Below are 14,216 nucleotides of genomic sequence, written 5' to 3' on the forward strand. Positions count from 1 at the left end.
TCATTTTATTAGGAAAGCCCGTTGGACGCCGAGACCATCCGCAATCTGATCGAAACCGGCCTGCCTGGCGCCCGCGCGGACGTGCAGGGCGACGATGGCGTGCACTTCGAGGCCACCGTGGTCTGCGACGCCTTTGCCGGCAAGCTGCCGCTGGCGCGCCACCGCATGGTCTATGCCACCCTCGGCGATCTGATGGGCGGGGCGATCCACGCGCTGGCGCTGAAGACCGTGACCACCGCCGAAGGCGCCGGTTGATTCCGGACGCCCCCTCGCGCGATTTTCAGCCGACCCACGGTCGGTTCTGCTCAGCCGACCAACGGTCGGCTCTACCTGCCGACCCACGGTCGGCTCTACCTGACCCCAAGTAGACTCCATGGCCAAGATCGTAGTGACCGGCGGCAAGCCGCTGCACGGTGAAGTGAACATTTCCGGCGCCAAGAACGCCGTCCTCCCCATCCTGTGCGCCACCCTGCTGGCCGACGCACCGGTGGAAATCACCAACGTGCCGCACCTGCACGACGTGGTCACCACCGTGAAGCTGCTGGGCGAACTGGGGGCCAAGGTCACCATCGACCAGGGCACGCTGTCGCGTGGCAGCGCGATCGTGGTCGATCCACGCCCGGTCAACCAGCACGTGGCTCCGTATGAGCTAGTGCGCACCATGCGCGCCTCGATCCTGGTGCTGGGCCCGCTGCTGGCCCGCTTCGGCGCCGCGGAAGTGTCGCTGCCCGGCGGCTGCGCGATCGGCTCGCGTCCGGTGGACCAGCACATCAAGGGCCTGCAGGCCCTGGGTGCCGAGATCACCGTGGAGAACGGCTTCATCAAGGCGCAGGCCAAGCGCCTGAAGGGCGCCCATTTCACGTTCGACATGGTCAGCGTCACCGGCACCGAGAACGTGTTGATGGCCGCCGTGCTGGCCGAAGGCACCACCGTGCTGGACAACGCGGCGATGGAGCCGGAAGTCACCGACCTGGCGCACTGCCTGATCGCACTCGGCGCCAAGATCGAAGGCCTGGGCACCGCCCGCCTGGTCATCGAAGGCGTGGAGAAGCTGTCCGGCGGCCGTCATGAAGTGCTGCCCGACCGCATCGAAACCGGCACCTTCCTGGTGGCCGCGGCGATGACCGGCGGCAAGGTCACCGTCAACCGCGCCCGCCCCAACACCATGGACGCGGTGCTATCCAAGCTGGTGGAAGCCGGCGCGAAGATCGAGACCACCGACGACAGCATCACCCTGGACATGGAAGGCAAGCGCCCGCGCGCGGTCAACCTGACCACCGCGCCGTACCCGGCCTTCCCGACCGACATGCAGGCCCAGTTCATGGCGCTCAACTGCGTGGCCGACGGCGTGGGCGTGATCAACGAAACGATCTTCGAAAACCGCTTCATGCACGTCAATGAACTGCTGCGCCTGGGCGCTGACATCCAGGTGGAAGGCCATACCGCGATCGTGCGCGGCAGCGAGCACCTGAGCGGTGCGCCGGTGATGGCCACCGACCTGCGCGCGTCGGCCTCGCTGATCCTGGCCGGCCTGATGGCCGAGGGTGACACCACCATCGACCGCATCTACCACCTGGACCGCGGCTACGAGAACATCGAAGAGAAGTTGTCCTCGCTCGGCGCCAGCATCCGGCGCGTGGCCGCATGATCCTGCGCGGGACGTTCACCCGCCGCCGCAAGGCGCTGCTGGTGCTGGTGCTGGTGGTGCTGGCGTGGCTGGGCTATGCCTGGTACGCCGACATCGCCATCACCCAGGGCATCGAGCAGCAGGACATGGACTGGAACGCGGATGGCACGGTCAGCCGCAACGAAGTGCTGCAGGCGTTCTATGCAGTGGGCATCAAGAGCACCCAGGAAGGCAACCGGCACTGCCGCACCTTCTACTGGCGCAGCAGCGGCGAGCAGATCCGCGTGGACTGCAAGACGGTGTTTGGCGAGGACGCCAGCAAGGAATGAAAAACGCCCGCGCAAGCGGGCGTTTTCCATCGGGCGGGCAGCCGACCCAGGGTCGGCGCCATGCCGTCAATTCATCCCTTTGATCGTCAGATCCAGCGCGTCCTTGCCGCTCTCACGCTGCAGCAGGCGGGCCGGCACCGGGAACTCCTTGACGATCCAGGCGATCAGTTCCTTGTTGCCATCGGTGCGCGAGACCTTGGTGGCGTCGTAGGACTTGCCGGCGACGTTGATCTTTTCCTGGCCCACCACCTTGTAGGTCATCGGCTTGATCCGGCCCTCGTCGACCATGCGGTAGGTGAGCGGCTTGCCGGCGGCCAGGTCGCGGGCGATCGCCAGGTTGATCAGCAGTGCGTCCATGTCGCCGGTCTTCAACGCGACCGGGCCGCGGCGGTCCGGCTTCACATCGCCGGTCCAGGTGGCCTGGTTGCTGCTCCAGTTGTAGGTGGCATCCACGTTGCGCTTCTTCACCAGCAGCACCGAGCGATCGTTGCTGCTCAGCGGGCGCAGGCGCCCGTTGCTTTCGTCGAAGACCGTGCTCTGGCTGAGGTCGGCCAGTTGGTTCTTCACCTTCAGGCTGTAACGCCACTTGTTGGCGCCTTCGCTGGTGAGGGTCATCGTGCCGTTGGCCTGCATGCCCATGTAGCTGGCCAGGTAGTCGGCCTTGAACGGCTCCAGGGCCATGGCCGGCAAGCTCACCAGGGCCAGTGCGCCGGCGGCGATCCAGGTCAGCGGGCGATTGATCAGGTTCATGCTCAGACTCCTTGGTATTCGATCAGGCGCAGATCAATCCGATCTTCGCCATCTTCGCGTTGCACGATGCGCACCGGCGTGGGGACACCGTTGGCGATCCAGAGGATGGTTTCGTCATTGCCGCCGTTGGTCCGATGGACCCGCAGCGCGTTGTAGGACAGGTCGCCGACCTGCACGTTCTCGGTATCCGCGGCGGCCTGGTAGTCGTGCTGGCGCACGCGGCCCACGTCCACGTAGCGGTAATGCATCTGCCCACCGGGGCGGGCGTCGCGCATGATCGCCAGGTTGATCAGCAGCGCGCTCTGGTCGCCCGGCTGCAGCGCGATCGGCTGGGTGCGCTCTTTCTTCAGGTCGCCCAGCCACTGCGCCGTGCCGGCCTGCCAGTTGTAGGTGCCGCTGACCTTCTTGCCCAGGAACAGGCCCTTGCGCACGGTGGCCTGGCTGATCGGCACGTAGGTGTCGCCGCGCTTCTCGAACACGGTGCTCTGTTCCAGGTTCAGCCCGAGCACGCTGGCGAAGCCGCGCCGGCCGACCACCTGCATGTCCACCCGCCACTGCGCGCCGCCGGTGTGGGTGACCCGCATGGTGGCATCGCCGGCGTCCTTGCCCTTGTACAGGGCCTGGTAGGTCGCGGTGAACGGTTCCAGCGCGGGCGCTTCCCAGCTGATCGCCGGCACGGCCGGCAGCGGCGGCGTTGCCGCTGGCGCCGGCGGTTCCTGCGCCTGTGCGATCGCCACGGTGCACAGCAGGGATGCGAGCAGCAGCACTGGCTTGGACGAAGTGATCTTCATGCGGACGGGAAAAGGGGGGAGGGGAGAGGATGCCAGCGCAAGGATCAGCGGCGCGTGTGCGCGCGGCTCACCCGTTCAGCTTGCCGGCGCAATCTAGGCGCAACGGGATAAACAGGGGGTGACCGTCCACCTCCAGCTGTCCCTCGCGTTCAGCCACGCGGCCGGCCACCAGCCATTGCAGGCTCGCGATCAACAGCGGGTGTTCGACCGCCAGCACGCGCTGGGCAAGGGTTTCCGGGCTGTCGCCGGGCTCCACCGGTACCCGCGCCTGGGCCAGCACCGTGCCGGCATCCAGTTCGGGCACCACGAAATGCACGCTCGCGCCATGCTCGGCATCGCCGGCCTCCAGCGCCCGTGCGTGGGTGTGCAGGCCCTTGTACAGCGGCAGCAACGAGGGGTGGATGTTGACCAGGCGGCCCGCGAAGCGCGCCACGAACGCCGGGCCAAGGATGCGCATGTAGCCGGCGCAGACCACCCAGTCGGGGCGGAAGCCGGCCAGTGCATCGCCCAGCGCCGCATCGAAGCTGTCACGGTCGGCGAACGCCTTGGGCGAGCGGGCCCAGCGGCGCTCGCTCGCCACGTGGTGCAGCGCCGGGGCGTCGGGTTTGTCGGACAGCACCGCGACCACCTCGGCGTCGAGCCGGCCGGCTTCGATCGCGGCCAGGATCGCCTGCAGGTTGCTGCCGCGCCCGGAGGCCAGCACCGCGATGCGGCTGCGCGTGCTCATCGGCCAGCCTCGCGGCGGGCCAGCGGCCACACCAGCACGCTGCCAACGGTGGCAAGCAGCATGTCCGCGTGCGCATCCCACATGTCGCCCTGCTGGCCGTTGTAGGCCTCAGCGGCTTCCGGCGAGAGCAGCAGTGCGATGCCCCATTCCAGCCATTCGTAAACCAGGCTCGTACACATCACCGCCATGACGGCCAACGCGAAGGCCTGGCCGGTGCGCAGGGCCGGCCACGCATGCCGGGTCAGCTGAGTGAGCGCCGGGGTGAAGCAGACGCCGTACAGCAGGTGGATCAGCCGATCGAAGTGGTTGCGTTCCCAGCCGAAGGTTGCGTTCGGCGACCAGTGCACGGCCGCCTGCAGCCACGCGTCGTACGGCACATTGGAATACAGCCAACGCGCAGCGATGCAGTGGATGGCGATGAATCCGCAGATGGCGGCGAACGCGCCGCTGCCTAGCGGCCAGCGGCGGTCCACCCACCACAGTGCCACCAGGCCGATCACGGTAAGGGTGCTGTGCAGCCCTTGTTCGAGCGGCCACATCGGCTGGACCCAGGTGAGCGCGAACACCCCGAGTACGCCGGCGAACGCGGCCCGCTTGGGCGGTGCCATGCGCCGCGCACGCGCCAAGCCGGACACGGGCAGGGTGCTGCCGCCACTCATGCTGCGACCGTACCGTCGGCGGCACTGAAGCTGGCCTCCACCTCCGGGCGCAGCAGCACGATCAGGGTGAACACGCCCAGCACCGTGCCCAGCGGCATCAACATGCACGCCAGCGCCGCCACCACCAGGCACAGCGTATGCCGGCGCTGGCGGGCCAGGCAGCGGCCGGCATAGGCCATGAAGCCGGCCAGGGTCAGCCCGCACAGGATCAGGATCGAGCCGATCGCGATGAAGATCCAGCCGAACAGCCGGGTCTCATCAGGCGACGCCGCCCCGCCATTGCTTTCAAGGGGCATCGCGCCACTCAGCGCAGCGATGCCGATGCCCAAATGGATCAACGGTAACAGCGAGAACAGCGCGGTCAGGCCGGCCAGGACGTAGTGGAAGATCGACAGCAATCGCAGGTGCGACGCGTCTTCCAGCGACAGTGGAGAGGTCGGCAGCACGGGCGTGGTCATGGCCGGTTACGTCCGAACAGGGCCTTTACGGCCGGGCGAGTCAGCAGGATCAGCGTGGGCACACCGAGGGCGATGGCCGGGAAGGTCACGCATGACACGCCTGCAGCGACCATGCATGCGGCGTAGCCACGGCGGCGGGCCAGGCAGATGCCCGCGATCAAACATACGACCCCCATGCCCGCCGGAATCGCCGCAGACAGATAGGGGAGCGCATCAGCCCACGGTGCCGGTGGCCGCGCTTGCGCCGACATGTCCGCGAACATGTCGTTGACGATCCACCAGCTCGGGATCGTCCACAGCAACAGCAGCACGGCCATGATGACGTGCAGCCTCGGCAGCCAGCGCAGGAGAAGCTCGTCTGTGTGGCTCAGGCCGTGGGCATTCGGCGCAACGGGAATCGATGCATCCATGCGCAACTCCTTCAGTGGAATGTCAGCCGATCCGCACGCGCTCGGCGCCGTCGGCCGGGGTGACCTTACCGATGGTCCACTGGGCGAGGCCTTGGGCCTCGACGGCGGCGGTCACGCTGGCCACCTGGTCCGGGGCCACGATCAGCACGAAGCCGATGCCGCAGTTGAAGGTGCGCCACATTTCGCTGTCGGCCACGGCGCCTTCCTTCTGCAGCCACTGGAAGACCGGCGGCAGGGTCCAGGAGGAGGCGTCGATGTCCAGGCCAAGGCCCTCGGGCACCACGCGGATGATGTTCTCGGTCAGGCCGCCGCCGGTGATGTGGGCCATGCCGTGGATGGCCGCGCCGTGGGCCTTCAACAGCGCCAGGATCGGCTTGACGTACAGGCGGGTCGGCGCCATCAGCGCATCGACCAGCTTGACCCCGCCGTCCAGCTCCAGGTCGGCCGGCTGGCCGGCGCGGTCATAGATGCGGCGCACCAACGAATAGCCGTTGGAGTGCGGGCCGGAGGAGGCGATGCCGATCAGCACGTCGCCGGCAGCCACGCTGGCGCCGTCCTTCAGTTCGCTCTTCTCGACACCGGCCACGGTGAAGCCGGCCAGGTCGTACTCGCCTGGGGCATACATGTCGGGCATTTCAGCGGTTTCGCCGCCGATCAGCGCGCAGCCGGCCTCGGTGCAGCCATTGGCGATGCCGCCCACGACCGCCGCGGCGGTGTCGATGTCCAGCTTGCCGGTGGCGAAGTAGTCCAGGAAGAACAGCGGCTCGGCGCCCTGCACCAGCACGTCGTTCACGCACATGGCGACCAGGTCGATGCCGATCGTGTCGTGCCGGCCCAGCTGTTGTGCCAGCTTCAGCTTGGTGCCCACGCCGTCCGTCCCCGACACCAGCACCGGCTCGCGGTACTTGTTGGACAGGTCGAACAGCGCGCCGAAGCCACCCAGCCCCCCCATGACCTCCGGGCGGAAGCTGCGCTTGACCAGCGGCTTGATGCGCTCGACCAGTTCGTTGCCCGCGTCGATGTCGACGCCGGCGTCGCGGTAGGTCAGGGGGGAGGGGTTGGACGGGGAATTGGTCACGGGCGTCGGCGCTGCGCTGGGGTGAAAGCGCGATTTTAACAGGCCACGTTGGCGCGCAGGCCCTATTCGGGCAACAATTCCCCCCGGATACGCTCAATGGAAGTCCTGATGCGCCGCAGCCTCTTTTTGATGATGCTCCTCACGCTATGCCTGCCGGTGGCCACGATGGCCCAGAGCGGACTGCGAACCGAAGGCGACGTGGCCACGGCCAGCGGTGCTTATGAAGCCGAAGTCCCGGTCAACAGCCAGGCCGACGGCGACCGCAATGGTGCCCTGGCACGTGCGCTCGGCGTGGTGCTGGGCAAGTTGTCCGGCGACCGCAGCGTGATGGGCCGCCCCGGGGTGGGCCAGGCGCTGCGTGGGGCCAAGGATTACGTGGCCAGCTATGACTACCGCCAGGACCAGAGCACCTCGGCCAGCGGTGCACCCAGCTTCCGCACCATGCTGGTGGCGCGCTTCCGCGAGGACGACGTGGATGGCCTGATCGCCGCGCTGGGCCTGCCGTTGTGGCCGCAGCCGCGGCCCAAGCCGGTGGTCTGGCTGGCCATCGACGATGGCTCCGGCCCGCGCCTGGTCAGCGTGCAGCAGGCCAATGCGGCCCGTCCGCTGCTGAACCGTGCGGTCGAGCGTGGCTACAAGCTGGGCCTGCCCGGCGGCAGCGCGGCCGAACAGGCCCTGGTCGGGGCGATCTGGCGCCAGGACACCGCCGCGGTCGCCCGCGCCTCCTCGCGCTACGCCCCGCCGATGCAGCTGGTGGGCAAGCTGTACCGCGCCAACGGCGGCTGGGTGGCCGACTGGGTGTTCGTGGACGGCGGCAAGGAACTGAACAAGTGGACCACCAAGGACAGCGATGCCCGCCGTGCCATGGCCGGCGGCGCCGATGGTGCCGCCGATGCGCTGGTGCGCCGCTATGCCAAGCCCGGCGTGGCCACCGGCGCGGCCGGCAGCTACACCATCGTGGTGGTGGGGCTGGACAGCGCCGAGGACTACCTGCGCCTGGCCGCCGGCCTGCGTGAGAACCCGGTGGTGCGCAACATCACCCCGCTGCGCGCCTCCGGCAACCGCCTGGAGCTGTCGCTGGACATGACCACCGGCCTGGCCGGCCTGAACCGCATGCTCGGCGACAACGGCGTGATCGCGCCGCTGGCCCCGCTGCCGGTGCCGGTCGATGCCAATGACCCGCCCGGCACCCCGCCGCCCCCGGCCAGCAACGAGTACCGCCTGCGATGATCCTGACACCCGAAGCAGAGATCGCGCAGTTCCTGCGCCGCCTCAAATACGTGTTGGCGGCGCTGGCGGTGGGCTGGGTGATCTGGCTGCTCGGCCCGATCCTCACCCCGTTCGTGCTGGCCCTGGCGCTGGCCTGGTTGGGCGACCCGCTGGTCGACCGGATCGAGGCCACCGGCCGTTCGCGCAATACCGGCGTAGTGCTGGTGTTCGTGGCGATGGTGCTGATGCTGACCGCCGCGCTGCTGATCCTGGTGCCGATGATCGAGCGCCAGATCGCCACCCTGATCGCGGCCATCCCGCAGGCCCAGCAGTGGCTGATGCAGACCGGCATCCCCTGGTTCGAGCAGAAGACCGGGCTGGAGATCATGCAGTGGATGGACCCGGACCGGCTGATCGAGTGGGTGCGCAGCCATTGGCAGCAGGCCGGCGGCTTCGCCAAGACCTTCTTCGGCTACGTCTCGCGCTCGGGCTTCACCATGGTGACCTGGGTCGTCAACCTGCTGCTGCTGCCCATCCTGGCGTTCTACTTCCTGCGCGACTGGGACAAGCTGGTGGAGCGGGTGGCCTCGATGATCCCGCGCAACCACATCGGCACCATCACCAAGCTGGCGCGCGAGTCCGACGAAGTGCTCGGCGCGTTCATCCGCGGCCAGTTCCTGGTGATGATCGCGCTGGGCGTGGTGTACGCCGCCGGCCTGTCGCTGGTCGGCCTGAAGCTGGGCCTGTTGATCGGCCTGGTGGCCGGCCTGATCAGCTTCATCCCGTACCTGGGCGCGACCACCGGCATCGTGATGGCGATCGCCGCCGCGCTGGTGCAGGCACAGGGCTTCGACCTGAAGCTGCTGATCCTGGTGGGTGTGGTGTTCACCGTGGGCCAGTTGCTGGAAAGCTACGTGCTGACCCCGCGCATCGTCGGCGACAAGATCGGCCTGCACCCGGTGGCGGTGATCTTCGCGGTGATGGCCGGCGGCCAGCTGTTCGGCTTCCTCGGCATGCTGCTGGCGCTGCCGGTGGCGGCGGTCAGCAACGTGCTGCTGCGCTATGCGCACCAGCGCTATCGCCAGAGCGATCTTTATGCAGGTGAGAAGTCGGCGATCGTGCTCGATGCCTACCTGGACAAGCCGACCATCATCGTGGATACCTCGCCGAAGGCGCCCGACCCGCAGTGAGCGTCGTTCCGCAGCTGCCGCTCGCCCTGCGCTACCCGCAGGACGAGCGGCTCGAGACTTTCATCGGTGCACCCGACGGTGCGCTGGCGCAGCTGCGTGCGATCGCGGTGGGAGCCGCGCATGACTGGGTGTACCTGGAAGGCGCGGCCGGCACCGGCAAGACCCACCAGGCGCTGGCGATGTGTTCGCTGGCCGAGCAGGCCGGGCGGCAGCCGACCTACCTGCCGTTGAAGGCGGTGGTGGGGCGCACCCGCGCCGCACTGGAGTCGCTGGAGGGGCGTGATCTGGTCGCGCTGGACGGGTTGGATGCCGTCGCCGGGCAGCGCGAGGACGAAGTGGCGCTGTTCGATTTCCACAACCGCGCGCGTAGTGCCGGTATCACCCTGCTGTACACCGCGCAGCATGCGCCGGACCAGTTGGGCCTGGTGCTGCCGGACCTGCGCTCGCGTCTGCAGCAGTGCGTGCGCCTGCACCTGCAGCCGCTGGACGACGAAGGCCGCGCAGCCGTGCTGCGCGAGCGCGCGCTGCGCCGCGGGCTGGCGATCGACGAAGCGGCGATCGAATGGTTGCTCACCCGCACCGGCCGTGAACTGGGCAGCCTGGTGAGCCTGCTGGACTGGCTGGACCGCGAATCGATGGCCGCGCAGCGGCGCATCACCGTGCCGTTTCTGCGCCAGGTCCTGGAAGACGGCCCACACCGCCTGTAGAGCCGACCGTTGGTCGGCTGCTCTTCTGGCCTTTTCAAGGCAGCGACCAACGGTCGGCTCTACGAGCGCCGGTTGGTTGGCTGCTGTTCTGCGCCAGGTCCTTGAAGACAGCCCACACCGCCTGTAGAGCCGACCGTTGGTCGGCTGTTCTTCTGGCCTTTTCAGGGCAGCCGACCAACGGTCGGCTCTACGAGCGCCGGTTGGTTGGCTGCTGTTCTTCGCCAGGTCTTGGAAGACGGCCCACACCGCCTGTAGAGCCGACCGTTGGTCGGCTGCTCTTCTGGCCTTTTCAGGGCAGCCGACCAACGGTCGGCTCTACGAGCGCCGGTTGGTTGGCTGCTGTTCTGCGCCAGGTCCTGGAAGACGGCCCACACCGCCTGTAGAGCCGACCGTTGGTCGGCTGCTCTTCTGGCCTTTTCAAGGCAGCCGACCAACGGTCGGCTCTACGAGCGCCGGTTGGTTGGCTGCTGTTCTGCGCCAGGTGCTGGAAGACGGCCCACGCCGCCTGTAGAGCCGACCGTTGGTCGGCTGCTCTTCTGGCCTTTTCAAGGCAGCCGACCAACGGTCGGCTCTACGGGTGATCAGGCGTGGCGCCCGCTCTGGTACCCGTGCCGTCAGCGCAGCTGCGCATCCAGCTGCGCCAACCGCTCCGGGGTGCCGACGTCGGTCCATTGGCCGCGATGGTACTGGCCGCTCACGCGTCCCTGTGCCATCGCGTGCCGCAACAACGGCGCCAGGCCGAACTGCGGCGGCTGCATCGCCGCACCGGCGGTGTCGCCGATCACCGTGCGCCAGCCGTCGAGGATGCCCGCCCGGTACACGCCGATACCGGCATAGGTCAGGCGCGTTGCCTCGCCCACGTCGTCGACCCGGCCATCGGCATGCAGGATGAAATCCCCGCGCGGGTGCTGGGCGGGATTGTCGACCAGCAACAGGTGGGCGTCGCCGGCCGGCGAGGCGGGCAGCGAGCCGAAATCCACGTCGGTCCACACATCGCCATTGACCACCAGGAACGGCGCATCGCCGAGCACCGGCAGTGCATTGAGGATGCCGCCGCCGGTTTCCAGCGGTTCGGCGCCCTCGGCGAGCAGGTGCAGGCGCAGGCCCCAGCGGCTGCCGTCGCCCAGTGCTGGTGCGAACTGATCGCCCAGCCACGCGGTGTTGATCACCACGTCCTCGATGCCGGCGGCGGCCAGGCGCTCCAGGTGCCACACGATCAGCGGCTTGCCACCGGCCACCAGCAGTGGCTTGGGCGTGTGCAGGGTCAGCGGGCGCATGCGCTCGCCCTTGCCTGCCGAGAAGATCAACGCCTTCATGGGCGCGCCGGGATCGGGCCGGCCAACTGCGCCAGCGCCGGCTTGATGCGCTGCTGCAGCAGGTCGTCCAGCGCGGCCAGTTCGGGGTGGCGCGGCAGCACTTCGTCCAGGTAGGCGATGAAGCGCGGCGCATCCTCGAAGTAGTGGCCCTTGCCGTCGCGATCGCGCAGACGCACGAACAGGCCGAGGATCTTCAGGTGGCGCTGCACGCCCATCCAGTCGGCATCGCGCAGGAACTGCGGCCACGGCCGCACCGGCAGGCCGGCGGCCAATGCCAGGGCGTGGTAACGCGCCAGCCAGGCGTCCACTTTCTCCAGCGGCCAGCTCAGGAAGGCATCCTTGAACAGGCTGACCGGGTCGTAGGCGATCGGGCCGCGCACCAGGTCCTGGAAATCCAGCACCGCCGGGCCGCCGTCGACCGGCATCAGGTTGCGCGGCATGAAGTCGCGGTGGGTGAGCACCTGCGGCTGGTTCAGGGCGTTGTCCATCAAGCGGCGATGCGCCAGTTGCAACTGTTCCAGCTCGCCGCAGTCCAGCTGCAGGCCGAGGTGGCGCTGCAGGAACCATTCGTCGAACAGGCCGGCATCGCGTTGCAGCAGTGCCTCGCCGAAACTGCCCATGCCCTCGGGCACGGGAATCTGCTGCAGGCGGATCAGCTGCGCGAAGGCGGCGTCGAACCACGCATCGGCGTTGTCGGCATCGATGTGCCGGGCCAGCGTGGGGCCACCCAGGTCTTCCAGCAGCAGGAAGCCCTGCTCGACATCGCGTTCCAGCACGCGCGGCACGCGCACGCCGTTGGGCTCGAGCAGGTCATGCATGCGCAGCCACGGTCGCACATCTTCCAGCCCGGGCGGGGAGTCCATCACGATGTGGCTGCCGGCCGCGCTGGTGGTACGCCAGTAGCTGCGGAAACCGGCGTCGACCGAGGCGCGGTCCAGCGCCAGGTGCGGGTCGCCGAGCGCGGTGCTGGCCCACTGTCGGCGAAGCTCGGCGCGCAGGGGATCGGAAGCGGGATCGTTCATGGACGGGTACGTCGAAGCGGCACCGTGCAGGCGCCAGGGAAGGGGGAGGAGGCGGAGATGATCAGCGTTTGCCGCTGACCAGTCGCAACAGGGCCAGGATCGCCACGGCACCGAGTACCGCGCCGAGGAAACCGGCCGGTTCGCCGGCGGCATACCAGCCCATGTACTGGCCGAACCAACCGGCCAGCAGGGCGCCGACGATGCCCAGGCCGATGGTCAGCAGGCAGCCCATGCGGTTGTTGCCGGGCATGAAGAAGCGCCCGAGCAGGCCGACCACGAAGCCGACCAGGATGATGTAGAGCCAGCTGGTGCTGCCGAACAATCCGTTCATGCCATCTGCGCCTTCGGAGGGTGGACGCAGCCTAGCAAGGCCAGGCTGCGTCCGTCACGACGTGTGCGATCAGCAGCAGCCGTGGCCGCCGTGGCGGGTGCCGCTGTCGGCGGCGACCGGCGAACCGCTGGTTTCGCCACGCAGGCTGGCCGCGTAGTGCTCGCTGATCACCTTGGACACGCAGGCAGTGACTTTCTTGCCCATCGGGATGTGCAGGAATTCGTTCGGGCCGTGCGCGTTGGAATGCGGGCCGAGCACGCCGGTGATCATGAACTGCGCGCCCGGGAACTTCTCGCCGAGCATGCCCATGAACGGGATCGAGCCGCCTTCGCCCATGTACATCGCCGGCTTGCCGAAGAAGGTCTGGCTGGCGTCGTCGATCGCCTGGGTCAGCCACGGCGCCATCGCCGGCGCGTTCCAGCCGCTGGACGCCTTTTCCAGGTCCAGCTTCACTTCCGCGCCATTGGGCGGATCGCGCAGCAGGGCTTCCTTGAGCAGCTCGCCGCAGGCCTTGCCGTCGGCGGTCGGCGGCAGGCGCAGCGACAGCTTCACTGCGGTATGCGGGCGCAGCACGTTGCCGGCGGAGGCCAGCGGCGGCATGCCGTCCACGCCGGTCACCGACAGCGCCGGGCGCCAGGTGCGGTTGAGCACCAGTTCGGCCAGGTCATCGTTCATCGGGCGCAGGCCGTCGACCATCGGGAATTTCTCGAAGATGGCGGTGTCCACCACCTCGGCAGCACGCTTGGCCTGCGCCTGGCGCTCGGCCGGGATCTCCACGTGCATGCCATCGATCAGGATGCGGCCGGTGTTCTCGTCCTCGATCCGCGACAGCAACTGGCGCAGCAGGCGGAAGCTGGACGGGATCACGCCGGAGGCATCGCCGGAGTGCACGCCTTCGTTGAGCACTTTGACCGAGAAGTTGCCGCCGGTCAGGCCGCGCAGCGAGGTGGTGCACCACAGCTGGTCGTAGTTGGCGCAGCCCGAATCCAGGCACACCACCAGCGACGGCTTGCCGATGCGGTCGGCCAGGTGGTCCACGTAGGCCGGCAGGTCGTAGCTGCCCGATTCTTCGCAGGCTTCGATCAGCACCACGCAGCGTGCATGCGGCAGGCCCTGTTCCTGCAGCGCCAGCACGGCGGCCAGCGAGCCGAACATGGCATAGCCATCATCGGCGCCGCCACGGCCGTACAGCTTGTCGCCGCGCAGCACCGGCAGCCACGGACCGAGATCGGCATCCCAGCCGGTCATTTCCGGCTGCTTGTCCAGGTGGCCGTAGAGCAGGATGGTGTCGTCGCCGGTCTCGGCGCCAGACGCCGGAATTTCCAGCAGCAGCAGCGGCGTGCGGCCTTCCAGGCGCACCACCTCCACGGTCAGGCCCGGCAGGTTCTGGGCCCGGGCCCAGGTTTCCATCAGGGTGACGGCCTGTTCCATGTAACCGTTGGCGACCCAATCTGCGTCGAACATCGGCGATTTGTTGGGAATGCGGATGTAATCGACCAATTGCGGGACGATCTCGCTGTCCCACTTTTCATTGACGAATTGGCCGAGTTTGGCGCTGTCCATCTGAAACTCCGGATGCATTGGCTAGTCCTCACATTCTACGCCGCTGGCA

Annotated in this window: 17 protein-coding genes; 6 read left to right on the forward strand and 11 right to left on the reverse strand. The window is 68.1% G+C overall.

Annotation, left to right across the window (positions count from 1 at the left end):
- Nucleotides 1-21: 21 nt before the first annotated feature.
- The 3 genes from AC06FD_RS07140 to AC06FD_RS07150 all read left to right on the forward strand — a co-directional run bounded on the left by AC06FD_RS07140 (nt 22) and on the right by AC06FD_RS07150 (nt 1,956).
- The gene (locus AC06FD_RS07140) at nt 22-255 is read left to right on the forward strand and encodes a BolA family protein (protein WP_259203684.1); all 234 of its coding nucleotides are present in this window, start codon (nt 22-24) and stop codon (nt 253-255) included.
- Between the two features lie 118 nt (nt 256-373).
- Nucleotides 374-1,648: a UDP-N-acetylglucosamine 1-carboxyvinyltransferase gene (gene murA, locus AC06FD_RS07145; RefSeq protein ID WP_259203687.1), complete on the forward strand. Its 1,275-nt coding sequence runs from the start codon at nt 374-376 to the stop codon at nt 1,646-1,648.
- A complete protein-coding gene (locus AC06FD_RS07150; RefSeq protein ID WP_259203688.1) occupies nt 1,645-1,956 on the forward strand; it encodes an EF-hand domain-containing protein in 312 nt (103 codons plus the stop codon). Before murA ends, AC06FD_RS07150 begins: the two co-directional genes overlap by 4 nt.
- A 66-nt stretch (nt 1,957-2,022) precedes the next feature.
- On the opposite strand, the gene AC06FD_RS07155 is transcribed toward AC06FD_RS07150, so the two are convergent.
- The 7 genes from AC06FD_RS07155 to purM all read right to left on the reverse strand — a co-directional run bounded on the left by AC06FD_RS07155 (nt 2,023) and on the right by purM (nt 6,799).
- The gene (locus AC06FD_RS07155; protein ID WP_259203690.1) at nt 2,023-2,706 is read right to left on the reverse strand and encodes a DUF3108 domain-containing protein; all 684 of its coding nucleotides are present in this window, start codon (nt 2,704-2,706) and stop codon (nt 2,023-2,025) included.
- A gap of 2 nt (nt 2,707-2,708) precedes the next feature.
- Nucleotides 2,709-3,497 (reverse strand): DUF3108 domain-containing protein, encoded by a 789-nt coding sequence (locus tag AC06FD_RS07160; protein WP_478077428.1) that lies wholly within the window; start codon nt 3,495-3,497, stop codon nt 2,709-2,711.
- Nucleotides 3,498-3,564: 67 nt separating this feature from the next.
- Entirely contained in the window at nt 3,565-4,224 is a 660-nt protein-coding gene (purN, locus tag AC06FD_RS07165; protein ID WP_394163895.1) for a phosphoribosylglycinamide formyltransferase, read from the reverse strand.
- Nucleotides 4,221-4,832, reverse strand: a complete 612-nt coding sequence (locus AC06FD_RS07170) for a DUF2238 domain-containing protein (protein ID WP_394163985.1) — start codon at nt 4,830-4,832, stop codon at nt 4,221-4,223. Before AC06FD_RS07170 ends, purN begins: the two co-directional genes overlap by 4 nt.
- A gap of 47 nt (nt 4,833-4,879) precedes the next feature.
- Nucleotides 4,880-5,341, reverse strand: a complete 462-nt coding sequence (locus AC06FD_RS07175) for a hypothetical protein (RefSeq protein WP_478077429.1) — start codon at nt 5,339-5,341, stop codon at nt 4,880-4,882.
- Nucleotides 5,338-5,751, reverse strand: coding sequence for a hypothetical protein (locus AC06FD_RS07180; protein ID WP_478077430.1), 414 nt, complete (start codon nt 5,749-5,751; stop codon nt 5,338-5,340). The genes AC06FD_RS07175 and AC06FD_RS07180 overlap by 4 nt, the downstream gene beginning before the upstream one ends.
- A 22-nt stretch (nt 5,752-5,773) precedes the next feature.
- A complete protein-coding gene (gene purM, locus AC06FD_RS07185) occupies nt 5,774-6,799 on the reverse strand; it encodes a phosphoribosylformylglycinamidine cyclo-ligase (RefSeq protein WP_478077759.1) in 1,026 nt (341 codons plus the stop codon).
- A 138-nt stretch (nt 6,800-6,937) separates the two neighbouring features.
- On the opposite strand from purM, the gene AC06FD_RS07190 reads away from it, so the two are divergent.
- From AC06FD_RS07190 to hda, 3 genes are read left to right on the forward strand one after another with little or no spacing between them, the layout of a single operon-like run.
- A complete protein-coding gene (locus AC06FD_RS07190; RefSeq protein WP_259203702.1) occupies nt 6,938-8,059 on the forward strand; it encodes a DUF2066 domain-containing protein in 1,122 nt (373 codons plus the stop codon).
- On the forward strand, nt 8,056-9,228 hold the full coding sequence (locus AC06FD_RS07195; RefSeq protein ID WP_259203705.1) for an AI-2E family transporter: 1,173 nt from the start codon (nt 8,056-8,058) through the stop codon (nt 9,226-9,228). The genes AC06FD_RS07190 and AC06FD_RS07195 overlap by 4 nt, the downstream gene beginning before the upstream one ends.
- Nucleotides 9,225-9,935, forward strand: coding sequence for a DnaA regulatory inactivator Hda (gene hda / locus AC06FD_RS07200; protein ID WP_259203707.1), 711 nt, complete (start codon nt 9,225-9,227; stop codon nt 9,933-9,935). The genes AC06FD_RS07195 and hda overlap by 4 nt, the downstream gene beginning before the upstream one ends.
- Before the next feature lie 614 nt (nt 9,936-10,549).
- On the opposite strand, the gene murU is transcribed toward hda, so the two are convergent.
- The 4 genes from murU to AC06FD_RS07220 all read right to left on the reverse strand — a co-directional run bounded on the left by murU (nt 10,550) and on the right by AC06FD_RS07220 (nt 14,167).
- Nucleotides 10,550-11,251, reverse strand: a complete 702-nt coding sequence (murU, locus tag AC06FD_RS07205) for an N-acetylmuramate alpha-1-phosphate uridylyltransferase MurU (RefSeq protein WP_478077431.1) — start codon at nt 11,249-11,251, stop codon at nt 10,550-10,552.
- The gene (locus AC06FD_RS07210; RefSeq protein ID WP_478077432.1) at nt 11,248-12,273 is read right to left on the reverse strand and encodes an aminoglycoside phosphotransferase family protein; all 1,026 of its coding nucleotides are present in this window, start codon (nt 12,271-12,273) and stop codon (nt 11,248-11,250) included. The genes murU and AC06FD_RS07210 overlap by 4 nt, the downstream gene beginning before the upstream one ends.
- Nucleotides 12,274-12,334: 61 nt before the next feature.
- Nucleotides 12,335-12,604 (reverse strand): GlsB/YeaQ/YmgE family stress response membrane protein, encoded by a 270-nt coding sequence (locus AC06FD_RS07215; protein WP_259203711.1) that lies wholly within the window; start codon nt 12,602-12,604, stop codon nt 12,335-12,337.
- Between the two features lie 69 nt (nt 12,605-12,673).
- Nucleotides 12,674-14,167 (reverse strand): M20 family metallopeptidase, encoded by a 1,494-nt coding sequence (locus AC06FD_RS07220; protein WP_478077433.1) that lies wholly within the window; start codon nt 14,165-14,167, stop codon nt 12,674-12,676.
- Nucleotides 14,168-14,216 lie beyond the last annotated feature (49 nt).

The organism is Stenotrophomonas sp. Steno-Z1, from assembly GCF_056393175.1.